The organism is Paenibacillus sp. J31R109, from assembly GCF_059692055.1.
In genome coordinates this window covers 589,072-608,840 of sequence record NZ_JCAUAR010000003.1, presented here as the reverse complement: position 1 = coordinate 608,840, position 19,769 = coordinate 589,072, and the positions used below count along the sequence as shown (strand labels likewise).

The following is a 19,769-nucleotide window of genomic DNA, read 5'->3' as shown; positions in this document are numbered from 1 at the left end:
CTTACACACAGTAAGCTGTTTTTATTGTATATGTATTCATGAACTGATGTTGTGTTGATTTAAATGCTCATAAATCGTCCCATTCACTTCTTCGTCTCTTAACAAGGGGACGGAGATACCTTCAAACGTATTTCCAATCATGAAAACGTTGTGCGCATCAATGGCATGCACACCGATTTCGGAGTTTTTCATCGTATTGTTCAAAATCATAATGTTGGTATTGAATTTACCGCTGAATCCAGCGGATTTCACACCAATACAACCGGCTGCTTCATATCTGGGGAAGAAACCGCAATTGTCGAACTCACAATCTTTAATTAGTATATCCGTTGCATGTCCACCTTCGGCGTGAACGGGCAATTCTGCACCGAGTAAGATCCCAGGATTCATCGTATTTTTGTAGGTACAATTCAGAATCACTACATGGTCGTATCGCACTAGATGACCGGCCCCAGCAATGTTCGTAAACTCCGAGTTTTTACAAATGTACCTGTCAGGCTCCCAACAAGAGGCGCTTCCTAGCATGCCTTCTTGTGTGATGGTAGGTAGCTTCTCGTTCAATCGAACCCGATAATAATTCCCGCGATCGCCTTTCCCCTCGTGATGCCAATCCGCAATGGTTAACCGATAGATGTCTTCTTCGTGATTTAATTCAATAACACTGCCTATCTCCAGCTTTGCAAAGGTATGATGGCAAAAGAACAAGGCCTCATCATCGCTTAGCACTTCTTTTACAATGAGCCAGTTGCTGTGCATGTTCTGACCATCCATTCGAACTCCTTCGATGATCAACTGGTTAATGTTAAGATCACCACTGCATTTGAAGATTTTCCAAGCATCCCTTGGGGCAGTAAATAAGCGATTGCCATCGGGTTTAAAAATAACGCGTTCCGCTGTTATATGCTTACACGCCTCCGTTAACATGCAGAAGCCATTTGAATTATATGTCCTTATATTAGTAAGGTTTAAATGGTTACATCGTGCGAAGTACGTTTGAAAGTCGGTCTGAGCCCCTTGATGCCAAGAGACATATTCTCCGAGAGCTACCTTAGCAGCTACATCGGCATTCGTTAAGGACAATTGATTCGGGGCGATTCGTTTCCAAAGCACGCCTGCTCCAGAACCATAAGTAACACTTTCACCTGTCAGTGCTCCTGTCTCCGGATTAAAACGATTCATACAATAACAGCCCATTCCGTCGTAGCACGGATTGCCTTCAAATACGTCGACGACGATATGAGAATCACTTTTTGCAATAACAACACCTGCCGAAGCATAGAACGGCTCACGGGAAAAAGCGATATTTTTGAGTGCAAGCCTCTCGTTGTCTTCGCACCACAGGATCGCAGGCAGGTAGCCGTGAATCTGAAGATCGTTGATTCCAACGAATATGGTTGCAGGATCGCCTTGTGCGTCCACTGCACCTAATAATGTTAGCTTTTGAGAGCCTTGAATGACGATATGGCATTCTTTGCTGTCATGCGCGGAACTGCCGGCATCATGTTCAAACCCTGCTGTATCGAAAGTTATTGCACTTTGCAGCATATAGCGTCGCGGTTCAAAAATCACGAACTCCGCTTTTGTTTCTATCGCATATTGAATCGCCGCGCGAATCATTGCTGCATCGTCGGAACCTTTAAAATTGTTGACATAGACCACAGGAATAGTATTCATTCTGATGACTCCTTTGGGTTATTATGCAAACAGAATAAAGCATTTAAGTCTATATAGATATAAATAATCATGTGAAAACTTTAGTTATTTGGCGATTTCGTAGAAAAATGATAATTTTAACGTAATAATGACTGTTTATTCAAATATCACCTTCTATAATTGTATGTAGACGTTTCCATGAAGGGGTTAGGCACGCATGAATCGCATATCCGCTATGTTCAGGAAATTACGAATAACGCCAAAAGTGTTCCTTCTGACATTCCTTTGTTTTGAGTTACTGACTTTAGTGACGGCGTACTCATTTAATCAACACTCGTCAGAGATACTGATCAAATCTCAAATGGATTATGCAAGACAAGCCGTTCAGAAATCCAATCGTTACCTAGATAGTAATTTGCAAAATATACGAACTGCGCTTAGCTCGATCGTGAATGATAGCCGGTTGAAAACAGGCGACTATAAACAGCTTGAAACATGGATGTCAGTGAACCTGCTCTATCTATCGCCGAATTTGAGTAATGTCCATCTGATTTCCAATCAAGACGTTCTAGCCAGTTCTTCTTCGCACAGTTGGGATTTGTTTAACGATCCTGTGCTTCAACAATTAGCAGCCAGCCCGCTTGTAGATTCGAAATGGCTCGGGCCTTATCATTCATTAGTTTCAGGCTACACATTGACTTATGTAACACCAGTAAATTTAATGAATGGTTCTAGCGGTATATTACTGGCTGATGTGAATCTGGAAAGGTTGTACTACACGCTGTTTCCTGATGAAGTGCAGGATGTATCGGAGAATCTTATTATTTTGGATAAAGAATTACATCCAGTTATTGGGAAAGAGCCCTATATACACTATGATTATGTTCAAAAAGTATATCATTTGACCGGGTTTGACCCGTTCATTCTGCGCTCTAGCTGGGGCCAAAAAGAGTTCATGAATCCACAAGCCGATGATAGTCTTATTATGACGAGGGGATATAATACCATTCTTAAATGGCAGTTAGTCGTTATCATGAACAAAAGTGAACTGCTGGCACCCCTTAAGCAATCGATAAGCGACTCGATCCAGCTTGCGCTGATCTCTTTTTTACTGGCGTTAGGGTTATCCTTATTCGTAACCGTAATCATTTCTTCGCCAATTAAAAGAATGACTAAATTTGTGCAAAAAGTAGGAGAAGGAGATTTGGATTCTCAACTTGCCATTAAAACGGAAGATGAGATCGGCTACCTAGCTATGCATTTCAATGTCATGACGAAAAAAATAGGGCAGTTGCTGAGCGATTTAAAATATAGCGAGGAGCAGAAAAAGCTTTCTGATTTTCGTGCTTTGCATGCCCAAATTAAGCCTCATTTTTTATATAATACGTTAAATACAATCTCCATGCTCGGACGGCGAGGCGATATGGAGAAGATGGATACGTTGATCTCTGCTTTATCGAATCAATTACACTATGCACTCGATAACTCGCCAGATCCAGTGAAAATGAGGGAAGAGTTGATCGCGATTGAGAATTATGTGGAACTTATGAAAATACGGTATCCCAATAAATGCGAGTTTGAATTCGATATTGATCCTCTTTCCTTGGAGTATAAGCTTCCTAAGTTTATTTTGCAGCCAATTGTTGAGAATGCTATTTTCCACGGGATCGTTCCTAAAGACGTAGGTGGAATCGTGTATATCGGTACGATGGTCAATCAGGGTGATTGGGAAATATTGATAGAAGATAATGGGGTTGGCATGGAGAAGGAAACGTTGCAAGAATTGGTAGATAAGCTGGAACAGCGTGAGAAAGTAGTCAATCGAGTGAAGCATATTGGCATTGTGAACGTGCACGAACGATTCCAGCTTATGTTTGGATCCGAGTATCAATTAACGATTGATAGTCATCCCCAAATTGGAACGAAAATATGGATAAAACTTCCTAAAGAAAGGGGTGGATCCGTTGAAACGTCTTCTTTTGATTGATGATGAAGAGATTGCCAGACAGCATATCAAAGAAGCTTTTCCGTGGGAGGAGTGGGGGTATACCATTGTCGGTGAAGCAACGAACGGTATAGAAGCGTTAACAGCGATAGAGGCTCTCAACCCAGATGTTGCTTTGATCGATATTACGATGCCGGTGATGGACGGCTTGACGCTTCTGAAACATATCAATAATCGTTTTTCACAGACGAAATGCGTTATTCTAACTGCTCACAGAGAGTTCAGTTATATTAATCAAGCGATGCAGCATGGTGCGCTCGGTTATATACTCAAATCACCTATCAACCTAATTGAAACCAAGGAAGCTTTAGACAAAGCGTCAAAAGAATCTGAGAAAGATATGACGATCATGTCTGCATCCATCAATCATAAGACGATCCAAAGTAACAGTTATCCGCTTAGAAAGCATTATTTTCAACAGATCCTAATGGGGCTATATGCTGAAGATCGTGAAATTAATCAAAAAGGGAAAGAAATCGGTGCGAATTTGGCGTTTGCCACAACCGTTTTAGTGGTTGTTGAAGTTGATCAGCTAGTGAGTTTAAAGGAACGTTACTCAACCAATGACAGGATGCTTATCGAATTCAGCATGTTAGAAATGATTCGAGAATCGCTTCAAGAATCTTTTCCTATCCATAGTGAGTTATTTCCATTGGAGTTCGGAAAAATGGTTGTACTTCTCGCCTCGGATGACAAGAATTTGGATAAAGAAGGAAGCATGGCCGCCTGTTTGCGTCTAGAGCAGACAATTCAGGGTCCTTTGGAGAAGTACTTAGATGTCTCCGTAAAGTTGGCCGCTAGCGAACCGTTCAGCAAGCTCAACCAACTTCGTTCTATATACAAACAAATCAATGGTTTGTTCATTTATCGCTTTTATCAGGAGAAGCCTAAGACGATTTTTACCTATGGGCTCCGTCCATTTGGGCTTCTGAGCATGCAACACGTATCCCAGTTAAATGCGTTAGCTGACAATCTGCAAGTAGATAGATCCCATTCTGCTTATGTAAAAATACTAGACAAGATAAAAGCGTATCTGCTGGAATGGTATCCATCCCCTGTAGAAGTTCGGAATTGGTTTCAATCTCTGGCGTCGCGCATGACTGACGCGGCTTATTTACCAGAATGGCCGCAATTTGAAGCTGCCATTAACTTGAGCGAGGCCATACAGTTCGTGTTGGCATGGCTGCAGAAGTGTGATCGAATTGTAGCAGAAGCAATAGTAGTCCGTCCTGAAATTGCACGGGCTATCTTGTACATTCGTCAGCATCTGGGAGGCGAGTTGACCGTAGATGCGATTGCAGGGGAGTCTGGGCTCAGCACCTCTCATTTTAGCCATATTTTCAAGAAAGAGACGGGAATGTCTGTCATTGATTATGTGCTGGAGCAAAGAATCGAACTCGCTAAGCAGTATTTAGCGGAAGGTAAATTTCGCAATTACGAATTGTCCGAGAAGGTTGGTTTTCAACACTATTCGTATTTCTCCAATATATTTAAGAAAATGACCGGCATGAGCCCCAACGAATATAAACGCACAGTGAAAAATGTTATTACCTCGCCAAATTAGTTCGAAATTGGATAGAAACAAAAAAGAGCTGACCCCAAGCAGATCATTCTGCCGGGATCAGCCTTTTTACTTAACGTGCATTTTCTAACCGTCTTCTCTGACGTTTTGCTTTTCTAGCATGGAGTAGTTCATATACCGTTGGCACCATGATAAGCGTGAAGAGCGTTGCTGAAGTCAGACCGCCGATAACGACGACCGCTAAGCCGCGGGAAACGATGCTGCCTTCTTCGGCTTTAGCTAGAACAAGCGGCACCATCGCGCAAATGGTAGCTACTGCTGTCATCAAGATGGGACGCATCCGTGTAGCCGCGGCTTCAAGTAAGGACTCGCGAATGGTCATGTGCTCTTCGTTTTGTTTCACGCGATCAATCAAGACGATGGCATTCGTGACGACGATACCGATCAGCATCAAGAATCCGAAGATTGACGTAACGTCGAAGGATGTTTTGGTGATCATCATGCCAACAATCGCTCCAACGGCCGCGAAAGGAAGGGATACCATACTCGCGATCGGTGCGCGGAACGATTTGAATGTGATAACCATGATCAACAGTACGATACCTATGGAAACACCCATGGTCATGAACAAGTCAGCAAAATCACTGGATTGCTCAGCCGATGCTCCGCCAACGGTCAAAGCAACGCCTGTTGGAAGCTTCAGATCTTTCGTGTTTTTCGTAATGTCTGTATTGATTTTGGACAGTTTCGTTGAGTCTACTAGTGCCGTCACACGCAAGAATTGTTGATTATTCTTATGAAGAATCGTGTTGGACTCATTTGTTTTTTCGATTTTCGCAACAGACGTCAAGGCCGCTGGACCCGTTGCTGTCATGATTTGAATATTAGATAGATCTGAAACCGTTGACGGGTTAATCAAAGCATCTAGCACAACAGGAATTTCTTTGTTTTCCAGCTTCATGGAACCAATCGGTGTTGGATTCATGAGGGAGCGGATCGTACCTGCAATTTCTTCAGGTTTAGCTCGTGTAGGATCAACAGTAATCGAGTAGCCTGGTTTCGTTACATTTTGATTACTTGTCACTTTCTCGACGCCTTCAATACCTTTGATTGCCCCAATGACATCTGCAGCAGCTTGATCTAAGCTCTTGGCGGAATCGCCTGTTAGATCAACAGTAATGGCGGAACCGCTGCTGCCATCGAATCCGCCACCGCCTGCTTGCAAATCAGCGTCCGGAAATTTAGATTTTTGGGTGAGAACCTGATCGATAAAATGCTGAGTATCCACATCTTTCTTCATGAAGACTTGGAAGGTTGCAATTGTTGGAGGTGCTACGCTACCCCATTTGGCATTATCTTCGGTATTCCCTTGTTGCAGAATGAGATGATCAAGTTCGCTTTGCTCGAGCATGAATTTCTCTAATTCCATGGCTTTGTCCCGCACAGTTGAAATCGGAGTTTCAGGTGTATAGGAAAGTGTGACACTCAACTGGCTTGCGGTGGAGCCGCCAACTGCACCTTTTGGCATGACGAAGTAAAGCGCAATTGAACCGCCAAACAGGATAAGCGAAACAAGAATGGAGATGAATTTATGATTCAAGCTCCAGGATAAGATGCTTCGTAGACCTTTCGACTCTTTATGCTCTTTTAATTTCGTCTTGCGCAGTAACCAAGCGCTCATCAGAGGAACGACGGTTAATGCAACGAGCAAGGAGGAAAGCAGGGAATACGTGACGGTTAGGGCAAAAGGGAGCAGAAACGCTTGCAAGGAGCCTTTCAATAGTCCAAGCGGTAGGAATACGGCAACGGTTGTTAAGGTAGAAGCGGTAATCGCTCTGGCAACCTCTCGCGTTGCATCAAGGATTAATTCCTTGGAAAACTCCGCCTTCTGGGTTCTTCGGAAAATATTTTCGATAACAACGATACTATCATCTACGAGCCGTCCTACGGCGACGGCGACCCCGCCTAGCGTTAAGATATTCAACGTCACACCGGATTGAGAAAGCAGGAACAAGGTTAATCCAAGTGAAAGAGGGATAGAAACAATTGTAATGAATGTGGAGCGTACATTTCTAAGGAAGATCAGAATGACAATTGTCGCAAATAACGCGCCAAGCAATACTTCTCTCATCATACTGTTCACGGAAGTGACGACAGATTCAGCTGTGGAATATATCACTTCAGCTGTCGCATTCGGGTATTTCGTTGCAATCTCTTCTGCGATTTTATCTACTTCTTTACTGATATCAACAGCATTGGAGCTCGTATCCTTCGTCACGACCAACGTTAGAGAATCCTTACCGTTAATGCGTGTTAAGGTGTCTTTATTTGCGGCTACTTCAACCGTAGCAACATCTTTCAATTTGACGCCAGGGGCAACGGATAAATTGCCCAGCGTATCTAGATCGCTTAGGCTTCCAATAACCTTGATGGCGCTCGTTTTGCCGTCGATGGGTCTTTCTCCAACGTTGACGGTCACATTTTGTCCTTGTAGGACACCCATAAGAACTTGTGCTGGCAATTGCGCTTGGGCTAATTTATCTTTGTCGGGATGAATGATCACTTGAGAGACCGAAGTTCCGCCAAGAACCACACTCGCAAGACCTCTGATTTGTTGAAACTCTGGTAAAATTTTCTCTTGCGCAAGTTCGATATTTTGTTTGGTTAAGCCATCTTTGAAATTGAGGGCCACCCAGGAGAGTGGAATCATCGAAGTGTTTAAACGGATGACGAAAGGCTTGGACATACCTGCTGGCAAAACAACTGAGTTCAGCGCTTCTTGAACGCTCGCTTGGGCATCCTTCATTTTAATATCCGAATCAAATGTCATGTCAATTTTCATAAAGCCATCGGAGGATGTAGAGAATACTTCTTTCTTACCTGGCACACTGGAGACAGCTTTCTCTATAGGTGTAGTAGCACTATCCAGCATGGATTTGGCATCATATCCTTGACCGACGACCGTAACACTAATTTGTGGGAAGTCTGCACTTGGCAGAAATTCCATAGGCAATCTAAAGTAGCTGCCAATGCCTGTTCCTAAAATTAATAGTACCAAAAAAATTACGGCTGCCTTGTTACTAAAAGCCCACTTCGTAAACCAAGTCACACGTCTCGCTCCCTTTCGTTCTAGCGTCTGAGATTGCCCTTAGATATAGAATTCCATGTTTAGGGGGTTCTATGTAAATAAGGGGGCCTATAGTTCTTCTTTCATCATTTGGATAAAAGGATGTTCCAAAGGAAATGCTACCCTTATCGTCCATAGTGTGGCGAAGATACTGAAGATGACAGGAAGTGAACGTAACGCATGTTACAAGGCAAAAAGAGGTTGATCTGGATAGCCCTCATCTGTGTGGTCTTGTTCAGTGCTTCTACAACGACTGTATTTGCATATGGCAAAGGAGCGAAAGGCCCTGATGTCTACGCGGTTCAAGGGATGCTGAAGTCTCTTGGTTACTATTCAGGACCCATTACAGGCTATTATGGCAATCAAACACAAGCTGGGGTTAAAGCTTTTCAAAGCAGATATGGTTTGCCGGTAACGGGAAATGTTGACGATCAGACCTTACAATCCATTCTCTGGGCATATGGGAATCTGAAGATTCCGAAGAAGGTGACGCCAGCACCAACACCGACGCCAGCACCGTCGCCGATTACACCGAGTCCAACGCCAGAGGCGAAGGTTCCTTCGACATCCGGCTTAACGGTGGAAGAGCAGCAAATGCTGGATCTTGTGAATAAAGAACGTGCGACAGCTGGACTCTCAGCGCTTACAGCGGACCTAGAGCTCACCAAAACAGCTCGTCTCAAAAGCCAAGATATGGTGGATAACAAATATTTCTCCCATGATTCGCCAACGTATGGTTCACCATTCGATATGATGGAGAAATTCGGAATTACGTATAATGCAGCAGGGGAGAACATTGCTTGCAACCAAGGGGTTCAAGCGGCGCATGAAGCACTAATGAACTCTCCAGGACATAAGGCTAATATTCTGAGTAAAGATTATACGCACATTGGCATCGGTATTGTGGACGGCGGACCGTGCGGCAAAATGTTTACCCAACAGTTTATTGGTAAATAGAAATGGCAAATTAAAAGTCTTGGCCTGTGAGCCTGCATGTTCCGTAAGTAATGGAACTTCAGGTCACCGGCCGAGACTTTTTTTGCACTGGACACTTTTTGTCATCTCCTGCATCTGACAAGACATTTCTTGCACTACTCCTGCAGCATGTCGCCTTCACGTATCCCTATGTCCGAAAACAAGAAATGTCGGTTTTGCAATCAAGCATTTTCTTTTACAATGAAGAAAGGCTGGCTGGCGTGTACAAGATGCAGAAGGCAGAGGAGGGGACCAATGGCGAACTGGTTGAACAGCTGGAGACGATGGTTTTATCCGGGGGGGAACGACCGCAGCGGCACGTATCTGAATAGGCTGATTTGGGTCGGGTGTTTATCGGTTTGTCTGCCGATTATGATTGCGGGTCTGGTGTATTACCAAATTTCAATGGAGCGGACAAAAGAGCAAATTATTGACGAGAGCAACTCCACACTCGTATTGACCAAAGACAGGGCGGAGCGGATGCTCCAAGGAATCGAGAAGGACTCTCTGCAGCTGGCGGCTGACCCGATTATGACAGATTTGTTCGCCGGGCGGATTACGGATATGCCATTAATTTGGCATCTGGATTTGGTCAATAAGATTGCGCTGGTTAAGAATACGAATGAATTCATAAAAGAGATCTTTTTTTACAGTTCGCTGGAAAGCATCGTTCTTACGAATAATTATGGCTCCATGGAGCTTGAGAATTATAAATACAAAGCGGATATCCAGCAGCTCTTGAACGATACAAGTCCGGCAAAGTGGATTTATTTACCAACGAGCTCGCAGGAGGGTTTGATCACCTTCGTCCGTAAGGTGCCTGTAGGCGGGAGCGGCAATGTGCAGGGCATTTTGGGATTGCAAGTGGACATTGGGGAGATCGTTCGGTTCCTTCCTGAAAAAGCTGAAGTGATTCCCATGGGGAAGGAACTGGTATTTCTTAGCACTTTGGGGCAGCCGAAACACAGTGAGAAGCCCATCCATATGGAAGCATGGTCTGGTTACGAAACCATTACCGCAGCGCAAGACAGCATCGGCAGCTTCTATGAGACCCGGCAGGATGGGAGTGAAGCGCATGTCTCCTACATGAAAAGCACGTTTGGGCGCACGTACGTATCCATAATTCCAGAGGACATCATTGCCGACAAATTGGCTTGGATCCGGGTGCTGACGATTGCGGTTCTGTTTTTTATCATCACACTAGCTGCGATGTTTACGTATGTAAGCACGAAGCGGGTGTATAGCCCGATCGATCAATTAATCAAGCATAGCAGGTTTCTTGGAGCTGGTCGGATTCAAGGAAGCGAGAATGAACTGGAATATATTCGGGCATGTCTCGATTATTTGAATAAGGAATCCCAGAGGCTCGGCAAGTATATGGAGAAGGTACAGCCGACCTTGCGGGAACGATGCCTTCAGCAGCTGGTAAATGGCGATTATATTCTCAGTGACTCGCTGCTTCACGATTGCGATATGTACGGACTGACGGTGAAAGCGACGTACGGGGTCATGGTGGTGGAAGTTGAGAATGCCATTAGAGAAACTCGATTCCTGCCGAGTGACAAACCGATTATTGCGTTTGCGCTAACGAATGTCATTCAGGAAATGATGGGGGCAAATCCGGATCTACAGGGTTATGTATTCCCATATGATGGAAGAGGCGTAGGACTGATTCGCTGGGACGATATGGAAGAGCAGGGCAATCTGCCGCAGCGGATGATTGCCTTCGCTCAAGCGGTGAGTGATTCGCTCCAGAGTTACTTGTCCTTTGAGGTATCTGTAGGAATCGGGCGCTGCTACTCACATATTGCTGATGTGCCAGTTTCGTACAAAGAAGCTGTCGTTGCGCTGCAATATCGGATCTATCAGGATACAGCTTCTATTCTCTACATCGAGGATTTGGAAAGCACGAAGCCCCGTTCTGTATTCCGTTACCCGAGGGAACTGGAAGGAACGATTATCGACGCACTGTCCAAAGGAGAAACGCAGCTGGCGGAGCAATCACTTGAGAAATTCACAAAGGCGCTGCAGCAGTCGAAGTCGTATCATTTTATACACCAGAGTTATTCTGTTCTGCTTTCCGCTATTATTACCTCTTTGGAAAAGCAGGGCGGCAGCATTCTAGATATTCTGGAGCACAATCTGTTCGGACAGCTGGAGAGCAAGCATACCTCAAGAGACATCAACGATTGGTTCACTGGCGTACTTTTCCCATTGAATAAGCGACTGACAGAGGAGACGCTGAACGATAATGGACAGTCGGCTATCCGCCAGATCTGCCAGTATATTCGCGAGCATTGCAGAGAAGATCTCACGCTGGTGCAGTGTGCTGAGCTTGTCGGGATGAGTCCGTCTTACATCAGTCGGTTGTTCAAAAAGGAAATGGGAATCAATTTCCTAGATTACGTCGTTGAATCCAAAGTGGAGGAGGTCAAGTTCCTGCTGCTAGAGACGGACCAGAGCATAAGTGAGATCTCAGCTCTCATCGGATATTCAGAGCGGAATCTGACCCGTATATTCCAGCGCAAGGTACAAATGACACCGAGTATGTTCCGTTCCGCCTATAGGTAATGCTGCCAAACTTTCGAGGCCTGACATTAGTCGGGTCTCTATTTTTTTGACTGCCAAGCACAAGACAGAATTTGACCTTGCAAGTTTGGGCTTGTCCAAAGCAAGTATTGTCTCTATACCGCCATTTTCGACTATCCTACAATAAGCTCACAGGGGGATAATGTTCATCCCGAACTAACCGAAAGAGGTGCATTGAAATGATGGAGACATCCAGAGCCCGTCCCCGCCTGACAACGGCGACAGTCCCCAAGCAAGTCTATTGGTCGCGCCTTCGGCACCGTGTGCTGCAGCATAAATATATTTACATGCTGGCACTGCCGGGCATTCTTTATTTTATCCTATTCAAGTTTGTGCCCATGTGGGGACTGTTGCTTGCCTTTAAGGATTACAATCCGTACAGCGGCTTCTGGGGCAGCGAGTGGGTAGGTTTAAAGCATTTCACCGAGCTCTTCAGCGATAGTAATTTCTATATGATGTTGAGAAACACATTCGCGATCAATATTTTTGGGCTAGTCTTTATGTTTCCGTTTCCAATTCTTTTGGCCCTGATGCTCAATGAGGTGCGTCACGAGACCTTTAAGCGGATTAACCAGTCTATCGTGTATCTGCCGCATTTTCTGTCTTGGGTCGTCGTGGCGAGTATGACGTTCTTTATCCTCTCAACGGATGTCGGAATCATAAATAAGCTGATTACGGAGTCCGGAAGCGAGAGCATTGCGTTCTTATCGAACCCTAACTACTTCTGGGGACTCATTACGGCGCAAAACATGTGGAAGGAAGCAGGTTGGGGGACAATCATTTTCCTGGCTGCCATGGCGGGAGTCGATCCGCAGGGGTATGAGGCGGCCGTCGTCGACGGAGCCAATCGGTGGAGACAGATTTGGCACATCACGCTGCCTGCTATTCGCCCGACCATCTTGATCCTGCTTATTCTGCGGCTCGGTCAGATGGCTGACGTAGGCTTCGAGCAGATCCTGTTGATGATCAATCCGCTCGTCATTTCCATGGCGGAGGTATTCGATACGTATGCCTACACCCAGGGGATACTCAAGGGGCAGATCAGCGCTGGGGTTACGGTAGGTATGTTTAAAGGCGTGGTCGGTTTCGTACTGGTCATGACTTCCAACTATATCGTGAAAAAACTTGGACACGATGGGATCTATTAACAAGGAGGTGCTGATATGAGCTTTGTTACGCGAAAGAAAAAGTTAGAAATGTTTGATTATGTGAACTACACGCTTCTTGCCGTGATCTCTCTGATATGCGTATTCCCGTTTCTCTACGTGTTCAGTGTTTCCTTCACGGACCCAGAATCTTATGTGCCGCTGGAATTTTATATTTTTCCGGAGAAATGGTCCTTGTCGGCCTATAAATATATTTTATCGACGGACAGTTTCTTGAATGCGCTGAAGAGCACGGCGTTTATAACCATCGTAGGTACGGTATTGAACCTTGTCGTCTCGTTCTCTCTTGCCTATGCGTTGACGAAAAAACAGATGCCGGGACGCGGACTGATGCTCATGGGGGTCATCTTCACACTCGTGTTCAGTGCAGGAATCGTGCCGAGCTACTTGTTGATCAAACAGTTGGGCATGCTCAATTCCTATTCGGCTCTGATCTGGCCAGCTCTTACGAATGCGTGGAGCTTGCTCGTCATTAAGAGTTTCATGGAATCGCTTCCAGCTGAGCTGGAGGATGCAGCTAAGATCGATGGTTGCTCCGATATCGGGGTATTCCTGCGTATTGTTATTCCGTTGTCCCTGCCAGCAATTGCGGCTTTCACTTTGTTCTTCGCCGTATCCCATTGGAATACGTACTTCAATGCACTTATTTATATTTCTGATTCCAAAAAGTGGACCTTGCAGGTGCTTATCAAAACGCTCGTCATTGATTCAGACACCATTGGCGTTGGTCAGTCTGGGGGGGACGACAGACTGGTGCCGCAAGAGACCATTCGCATGGCTTCAATTATGCTGGCGATGGGTCCAATTCTGATTGTGTATCCATTTCTGCAAAAGCATTTCGCTAAGGGAGTGATGCTAGGCTCGGTGAAGGGATAGTTTATGCTAATACATTCGTGACCCAATCAGGCACGCAGACGGGTCAAATTTAGGAGGAACCTATGAGTATAGAAAGCAAAGCATGGTGGCAAAGGCCACTGCGAGTCATCCAACCGAATTTGCAGGTAAGGGATACCGATTTAATTGATCCGGAGCAGCTCGCAGCACAGATGAAAAGCATGGGAGCGAATACGATTGTCTTTAATGTTGGAGGCATTTATGCCTGGTATCCGACAAAAGTGCCGTACCATACGGTGAATGAGCATCTGCCCGCCTCGTTTGACTTGCTCCAGGCGGTGATCGAGGAGTGCCACAAGCAGGATATCCGCTTTATAGCCCGGCTCGATTTCAGTAAGACCGAGGATTCGGCTTACCTGAGCCGTCCCGAATGGTTTGTTCGTCAAGCGAACGGCGAGCCGCAGATCATCGGGGCGAACAGACCGGGAAATTGGTCCCTGCTGATGTCGACTTGCATTAACAGCGCTTACCGCAATGAAGCGGTAGCCATCCCTGTGCTTGAAGAGATATTAAGAGGCTATGACGTGGACGGCATTTTCTTTAATGCGCCAGGGTATGTTGCCTGTCATTGCGAGGGCTGCCGGAGGAAGTATCGGTCCGTATACGGAAGAGAGTTGCCGCTTGACGTCAAGGAGTTTGCAGCGGATTGGGCATCGACGTGTATGAGAGACAACATGGATAATTTGTATACCTTCATTAAACAGACTCGTCCTGAGGTTCCAATGATCTTGTACTACAACCTGTACAAGGACAACTTATTTGATCGTGCACAAACGACGGATATGCTCTGCACGGAGCCGCAAGACATTTTGTCGCTCGGGCATCGACACATCCCTGAGTTCTGGAAGCCCGCACTGAGTATCAAGCTGGGCCGATCGCTGCCAGAGCGACCAGCACCTTTCGGTATCGTGCATTCCAGCCCAGGTATGGATTGGCGTCATACGGGACTGCCTCCAGCGGAGTACCGCTTCTGGCTGTCGCAAATTCCGGCTCATGGCGGGAGTATCTGGCATTCGCTCACGGGTATTCCGGAAACCATTACAGATAAGCGCATTCTGGATATTGTGTCCGAGTTCAATCGGAACGCAGCCAAAGTAGAGAACTACATGGAGGATGCACAAACCGTAGCGCAGGTGGCTCTGATGTGGACGGCAGATGCTACAGCAGAGGGCTGGGCTGATGGGCTTATTGCCCGGCAAATCTTGTTCGATGTGCTCCTGGTGGATCAGGCGAAGCTGGAGAGGTTGCAGCAGTATAAGGCTCTTGTGATTCCCGAGGGAATGAATTATACCGAAGAATTTCTCGCTGCAATTACATCCTACGTGCATGCAGGGGGCCAAATTCTGGTAGAAGGAGCAATTCCAGAACGGATGGAACTTCAGTCCCTGCTTGGTATATCAAAAGATCAATACAGCAGTGAATATTTGATGGCATCGTATTTGAGATTTGAGGGAGACCGTAATCCACTGCAAAAGGACTTGGAACAAACGGAGCTAATCGCGCACCGTGGCAGGGTCGTCTATACCCGGCCGGCCAATGCGGAGACTCAGATATTGGCAACACTGGTACCGCCGTTCTCACCGATGGAAAGCGTAGGAGCACCGCCTGAGCGTGCGTCATTGGCCGTCAGCCATACCGACATTCCGCTTGCGCTGCGTGCTGCCTCCGGCGAAGGCCATGCGCTGTACTTCCCGTTTTCACTGAGTCATCTCATTAATGAGTTTAAGTTAGATGAGCATTACCAACTGCTCGCTAATGCAATCGATCTGGCGCTAGGAGAAGAGAAGTTGCTAGAGACGACTCACTATCAAGGGCTGCAGGTGACAGCTTTCGAGAAGGGGGCCGACATGCTTGTCCATTTGGTTAATGGGGCTGGAAGACGACCGCTCTCGACCGAGCTGCCTCTTTATGGCATCCAAGTGAAGCTGCGTTTGAACGGAAGAAGCGTAAAGTCAGTCCGGCAGTTGATCGGCGGGGAGCCGTCGACGTATTCCGTCCGTCAGGGGATGCTTCATGTGGAAGTGCCAGAGCTGCAGATTTGGGAGTGCTTACTCATCGAAACAGGCGAATCGTGATATGATCAGGGATAACGAAAGTTTTTGCATTGTACTAGGCAGGATAGGCAGGACCAACCTTAAGGGGGATGTATCAATATGAAAGCACTAAAGAAATATACGGCAATCATGTCTTGTTTCGTGGCTATATCGCTATTGGCTGCTTGCTCGGGATCGAATGAACCCGTTAAATCAGCAGCAACGAGTGGGACTAAGACCGATAACGCACCACTTACGATTAAAATTTTCGCGGGCTTATATAATGAAGTGCCGGATATGAACAATGCGTACTGGACGGAGTGGCAGAAGCGAACAAACACCAAGCTCGACATCGAATGGGTGCCAGACGGAGATTTGAAGACCAAGGCGGATCTGTTGTTCGCCTCCGCAGACCTTCCCGAAGTGGTTGCCTCTCCGGACTCTACTTGGCCGACACTACGCAGTGCGATCAAGAATGGTGCCTTCTGGGATCTTACGCCTTTCCTAGGGGATCTAAGCCAATATCCGAACCTGAAGAAAAATATGGCTCCGGATTGGCAGAAGTACTTGTCAGTTGACGGCAAGATCTACGCGGTTCCACGCTCCCGTTCCCGAATCGATAACGGTATCAAGATTCGTAAGGATTGGCTCGATAAGCTGAATATCCCTGTACCAACCACGCTGGATGAGTATGGAGCCGCTTTGAAGAAGATCATCGATAGCGATCCGGACGGCAACGGCAAAAAAGATACGCTGGGTCTTATCGGACATGGCGTCATTATTAGCGACGGAGATGATGCGTTCGCTGCTGGTTTCGGGGCTCTGGAACCGACCTACAATAGTGAGGGCGGGATGATGGATAAGCGGCTGACCCCGCAATATACGGAGATGGTCAAATGGTTCCGTGGATTGTACACCGACGGTGTGCTGCCTAAGGAATTCGCGGTTATGAAAAAGACGCAGGCGGAAGAGTTGTATAAGACTGGCCGTGCGGCTTCCTATGCGCGAAGCGTGTGGTGGGATAAGGAGTGGGAGGATTCGATCAGCAAGACACAGCCGAACCCGAAGATTATCAACCTAACTCTAAAGGGACCGAAGGACAATGCTATCGTTCTTTCAACAGGGGTTTCTGGTGGGTATTACATTAGTAAGAAGGTGCCGGAGGCCAAGGTGAAGCAGCTGCTAAAATATTTTGATTACACGGCTTCTGATGAAATGACTGACTTTGGCTATTATGGTACAGAGGGCGTTCACCACAAAGTAGTTGGAGGACAGAAGGTATTGACGGATCAAGGTGTCAAGGAAGTCAACACGACAAGCAAAGGCGCAGGTGTGCTAGCTTATGCCAAATGGGGCAAGGTGGAGAGTGCTTCTGGTGACAAAACGTACAACGATGCGAAGAAGAAGGAAGTTGAGCAGTACGACACGATCGGCAAGGTTGATCCGTTCCGCTACGTGTATTCCGCAACCTTCAACAACACTTGGCCGAAGTATGAGAGCGAGTTCAAATCAATGGTGACCAAGGCAATCGTTAGCCAAATTTCCATGGACGAGTATAAGGCTTATGTCGAGAAACTGAACAATTTGCCTGAGATGAAGAAGGCTTTCGTGGAAAATGCTGAAGCATACAAGGAATTTCACAAAAAATAAATAAAGCTGTGCCACAACGGTTATCAGGGAACTTCCTTGGTAACCGTCTGTCAATGAGAGGAGAGAGTGTCATGGCTTGGTGGACGACGAATAAACTGCGTTTAATTCAAAATAATTTGCGTGAATCCGATGCGAATTTGGACGTGGACTCCTTAGTATCGAAGTTGAAGGAGTTATCAGCGAACGTGTTGATGATGAATGCCGGTGGGATCGTGGCCTTTTATCCGACAGAGCTTGCGTATCATTACCGTGCTGCTGGGCAAAGCAAGGATTTACTTCAAGAGGCCGTGGAAAAAACGCACGCGAACGGGATGAGGTTTATTGCGCGGTTCGATTTCAGCAAGGCACACGAATCGATTTTTCATAAGCGACCGGAATGGTTCTACCGGACCAAGGAGGGTAAGGAGGTTAATTATCACGGTATCGTACATACCTGTGTGAATAGCTTTTATCAACAGGAGTACTCTCTCCAGGTCATCGATGAGGTGCTTACCCGGTATGAGGTGGACGGCATCTTCTTCAATATGTTCGGGTATCAAACGAAGGACTACAGCGGCAAGCATTATGGCATCTGTTTCTGTGACAGCTGTCAGGCTGGGTTCCGGGAGTTCAGTGGCGGTCAAGCGCTTCCGAAGACGGAAAGTCTCGAAGATCCAGTGTACCGGCAGTATAAGACGTTTCAGAAAGTGACGACGAAACAAATTCTGGACCGTATTCATGAGCTTGTGAAAAGCAAGGGCAGAGAGATCGCCATCTCCACCTATAACGAGTACAAGGTTGATATTGTCCGTAAGGAGTCCAATACTGACATTCACCGGCCGCAGCCTGTCTGGCTGTACTCCGCTTCGGAGAACGTACAGTCGCTAGAGGATAGCTGGGAGGATAAGCTCGTCAGCAACTGCAGCATCAACGCGATTGATCTCGTTCACCGATTTACAGGCGTCTCGAACCATGAAATCAACATTCGGCTGAAGGAAGGGCTGGCCAGTGGATCGGGATTAGACTTCTGCATCATCGGTGTGTTCGAAGATTATCCAGATAGGGAAAATCTCCCAACCGTAGCTGAGATTTTCAACTATCACAAAGAGAATGAGCGTTATTACGGACAGTTTCACTCGATGGCGGATGTAGCACTGATAAAGCCGGGAAGACCTGTGCAGAAACATATGAAGGAATATTTCGGCTTGTACAAAATGCTAAAGGAGGAACACATTCTCTTTGATGTCATTCACCAAAGCACGCTTGCGGTCCATGCTGAGCGCCTTAAGGGCTACAAGGTAATCCTCATCCCAGATACGTCGGGTTTCACCGACGAGGAGCTGGAGGTGCTGGAGCGGGCTTATGAGATGGGCGTCAGCCTGCTTGCAACCGGAGGAGCTTTTACTGAGGGGGCGAAGGAGCAGGAGTTTCTGCGGCACGTATTCGATGCAAGCGTGGAGGGGGTTCATCTTTACAACCAGGAGGCGGCCTACTTATGGACGGAAGATAAGGAACTATTCTCGCGTTTCCCTCAGCGGGATTGGGTATTCCTAGATGGACCGTTCTATCGTCTGCAGCCGGGCACAAGAGCGCTACGTGAGCTTCCGCTAGTGGAACCCTCAACTTACGGTCCGCCGGAGCGGGCGTTCGGACATCGCATCATCGCACAGACAGCAGGGGCGCTAGTTGCTGCGAATTCAAAGGGAAGGGCCATCGTCATGCCATGGCAAGCCGGCACACTGTACTATAAACATGGCTATGCCGATCATAAGAACGTGGTGCTTGACCTTCTGGAGCATGCAGCGGATCAGTGTTGGAAACTGGCTACGAATGTTCCTTCTTGCGTGGAGGTGTTTTTTCATCGTCTGGATCACGGCACGTACTTGCTTCATTTGCTTAATCTATCAGGCTTCAATGGTATAACTTATCACGAGCCGATTCCGGTGTACGGGATTGAGCTTTCACTTCGCGAATTAGGGGAATGTCAGAGTGCTGAAGATTTGGTGACCAAATCCAAGGTTGACTATAGGAATACGGATCAGTCGGTTACCCTTCGGATAGCGGAGTTGAAGGATTTTGCATCGATTGTAATTCGCGTGTAAGCTGGATCAAAGGGAGGCCCTGCATAACCTACGGCTGGGCCTCCAATTGCTTGTTATCGACGTATCACTCATGT

Annotated in this window: 11 protein-coding genes; 9 read left to right on the top strand and 2 right to left on the bottom strand. The window is 46.6% G+C overall.

The window, feature by feature from the left end; genetic code table 11:
• Positions 1–36: 36 nt before the first annotated feature.
• Entirely contained in the window at positions 37–1,674 is a 1,638-nt protein-coding gene (locus AC58QT_RS12540) for a hypothetical protein (protein WP_497409252.1), read from the bottom strand.
• Positions 1,675–1,870: 196 nt separating this feature from the next.
• On the opposite strand from AC58QT_RS12540, the gene AC58QT_RS12535 reads away from it, so the two are divergent.
• Positions 1,871–3,640 carry a sensor histidine kinase gene (locus tag AC58QT_RS12535; RefSeq protein WP_497409251.1) on the top strand — a complete coding sequence of 590 codons (1,770 nt, stop codon included), beginning with the start codon at positions 1,871–1,873 and terminating at the stop codon, positions 3,638–3,640.
• Positions 3,618–5,222 (top strand): response regulator transcription factor, encoded by a 1,605-nt coding sequence (locus AC58QT_RS12530; protein WP_497409250.1) that lies wholly within the window; start codon positions 3,618–3,620, stop codon positions 5,220–5,222. Before AC58QT_RS12535 ends, AC58QT_RS12530 begins: the two co-directional genes overlap by 23 nt.
• Positions 5,223–5,292: 70 nt before the next feature.
• On the opposite strand, the gene AC58QT_RS12525 is transcribed toward AC58QT_RS12530, so the two are convergent.
• Positions 5,293–8,289, bottom strand: a complete 2,997-nt coding sequence (locus tag AC58QT_RS12525) for an efflux RND transporter permease subunit (protein ID WP_497409249.1) — start codon at positions 8,287–8,289, stop codon at positions 5,293–5,295.
• A gap of 198 nt (positions 8,290–8,487) precedes the next feature.
• Between AC58QT_RS12525 and AC58QT_RS12520 the strand changes: the two genes are divergently transcribed.
• The 7 genes from AC58QT_RS12520 to AC58QT_RS12490 all read left to right on the top strand — a co-directional run bounded on the left by AC58QT_RS12520 (position 8,488) and on the right by AC58QT_RS12490 (position 19,695).
• Positions 8,488–9,264, top strand: a complete 777-nt coding sequence (locus AC58QT_RS12520; RefSeq protein ID WP_497409248.1) for a peptidoglycan-binding protein — start codon at positions 8,488–8,490, stop codon at positions 9,262–9,264.
• A gap of 273 nt (positions 9,265–9,537) precedes the next feature.
• Positions 9,538–11,853 (top strand): helix-turn-helix domain-containing protein, encoded by a 2,316-nt coding sequence (locus tag AC58QT_RS12515; protein WP_497409247.1) that lies wholly within the window; start codon positions 9,538–9,540, stop codon positions 11,851–11,853.
• A 200-nt stretch (positions 11,854–12,053) separates the two neighbouring features.
• On the top strand, positions 12,054–13,019 hold the full coding sequence (locus AC58QT_RS12510) for an ABC transporter permease (protein WP_497409325.1): 966 nt from the start codon (positions 12,054–12,056) through the stop codon (positions 13,017–13,019).
• Positions 13,020–13,034: 15 nt separating this feature from the next.
• Positions 13,035–13,913 (top strand): carbohydrate ABC transporter permease, encoded by an 879-nt coding sequence (locus AC58QT_RS12505; protein WP_497409246.1) that lies wholly within the window; start codon positions 13,035–13,037, stop codon positions 13,911–13,913.
• A gap of 62 nt (positions 13,914–13,975) precedes the next feature.
• Positions 13,976–16,006: an alpha-amylase family protein gene (locus AC58QT_RS12500; protein WP_497409245.1), complete on the top strand. Its 2,031-nt coding sequence runs from the start codon at positions 13,976–13,978 to the stop codon at positions 16,004–16,006.
• A gap of 78 nt (positions 16,007–16,084) precedes the next feature.
• On the top strand, positions 16,085–17,614 hold the full coding sequence (locus tag AC58QT_RS12495; protein WP_497409244.1) for a type 2 periplasmic-binding domain-containing protein: 1,530 nt from the start codon (positions 16,085–16,087) through the stop codon (positions 17,612–17,614).
• 71 nt (positions 17,615–17,685) lie between these two features.
• Positions 17,686–19,695: an alpha-amylase family protein gene (locus AC58QT_RS12490; RefSeq protein ID WP_497409243.1), complete on the top strand. Its 2,010-nt coding sequence runs from the start codon at positions 17,686–17,688 to the stop codon at positions 19,693–19,695.
• Positions 19,696–19,769: the final 74 nt, after the last annotated feature.

Bases quoted from the DNA above. Each gene is read 5' to 3' on its own strand.
- AC58QT_RS12540 (WP_497409252.1), bottom strand. From the start codon at position 1,674: ATGAATACTATTCCTGTGGTCTATGTCAACAATTTTAAAGGTTCCGAC.
- AC58QT_RS12535 (WP_497409251.1), top strand. From the start codon at position 1,871: ATGAATCGCATATCCGCTATGTTCAGGAAATTACGAATAACGCCAAAA.
- AC58QT_RS12520 (WP_497409248.1), top strand. From the start codon at position 8,488: ATGTTACAAGGCAAAAAGAGGTTGATCTGGATAGCCCTCATCTGTGTG.
- AC58QT_RS12515 (WP_497409247.1), top strand. From the start codon at position 9,538: ATGGCGAACTGGTTGAACAGCTGGAGACGATGGTTTTATCCGGGGGGG.
- AC58QT_RS12510 (WP_497409325.1), top strand. From the start codon at position 12,054: ATGGAGACATCCAGAGCCCGTCCCCGCCTGACAACGGCGACAGTCCCC.
- AC58QT_RS12505 (WP_497409246.1), top strand. From the start codon at position 13,035: ATGAGCTTTGTTACGCGAAAGAAAAAGTTAGAAATGTTTGATTATGTG.
- AC58QT_RS12500 (WP_497409245.1), top strand. From the start codon at position 13,976: ATGAGTATAGAAAGCAAAGCATGGTGGCAAAGGCCACTGCGAGTCATC.
- AC58QT_RS12495 (WP_497409244.1), top strand. From the start codon at position 16,085: ATGAAAGCACTAAAGAAATATACGGCAATCATGTCTTGTTTCGTGGCT.
- AC58QT_RS12490 (WP_497409243.1), top strand. From the start codon at position 17,686: ATGGCTTGGTGGACGACGAATAAACTGCGTTTAATTCAAAATAATTTG.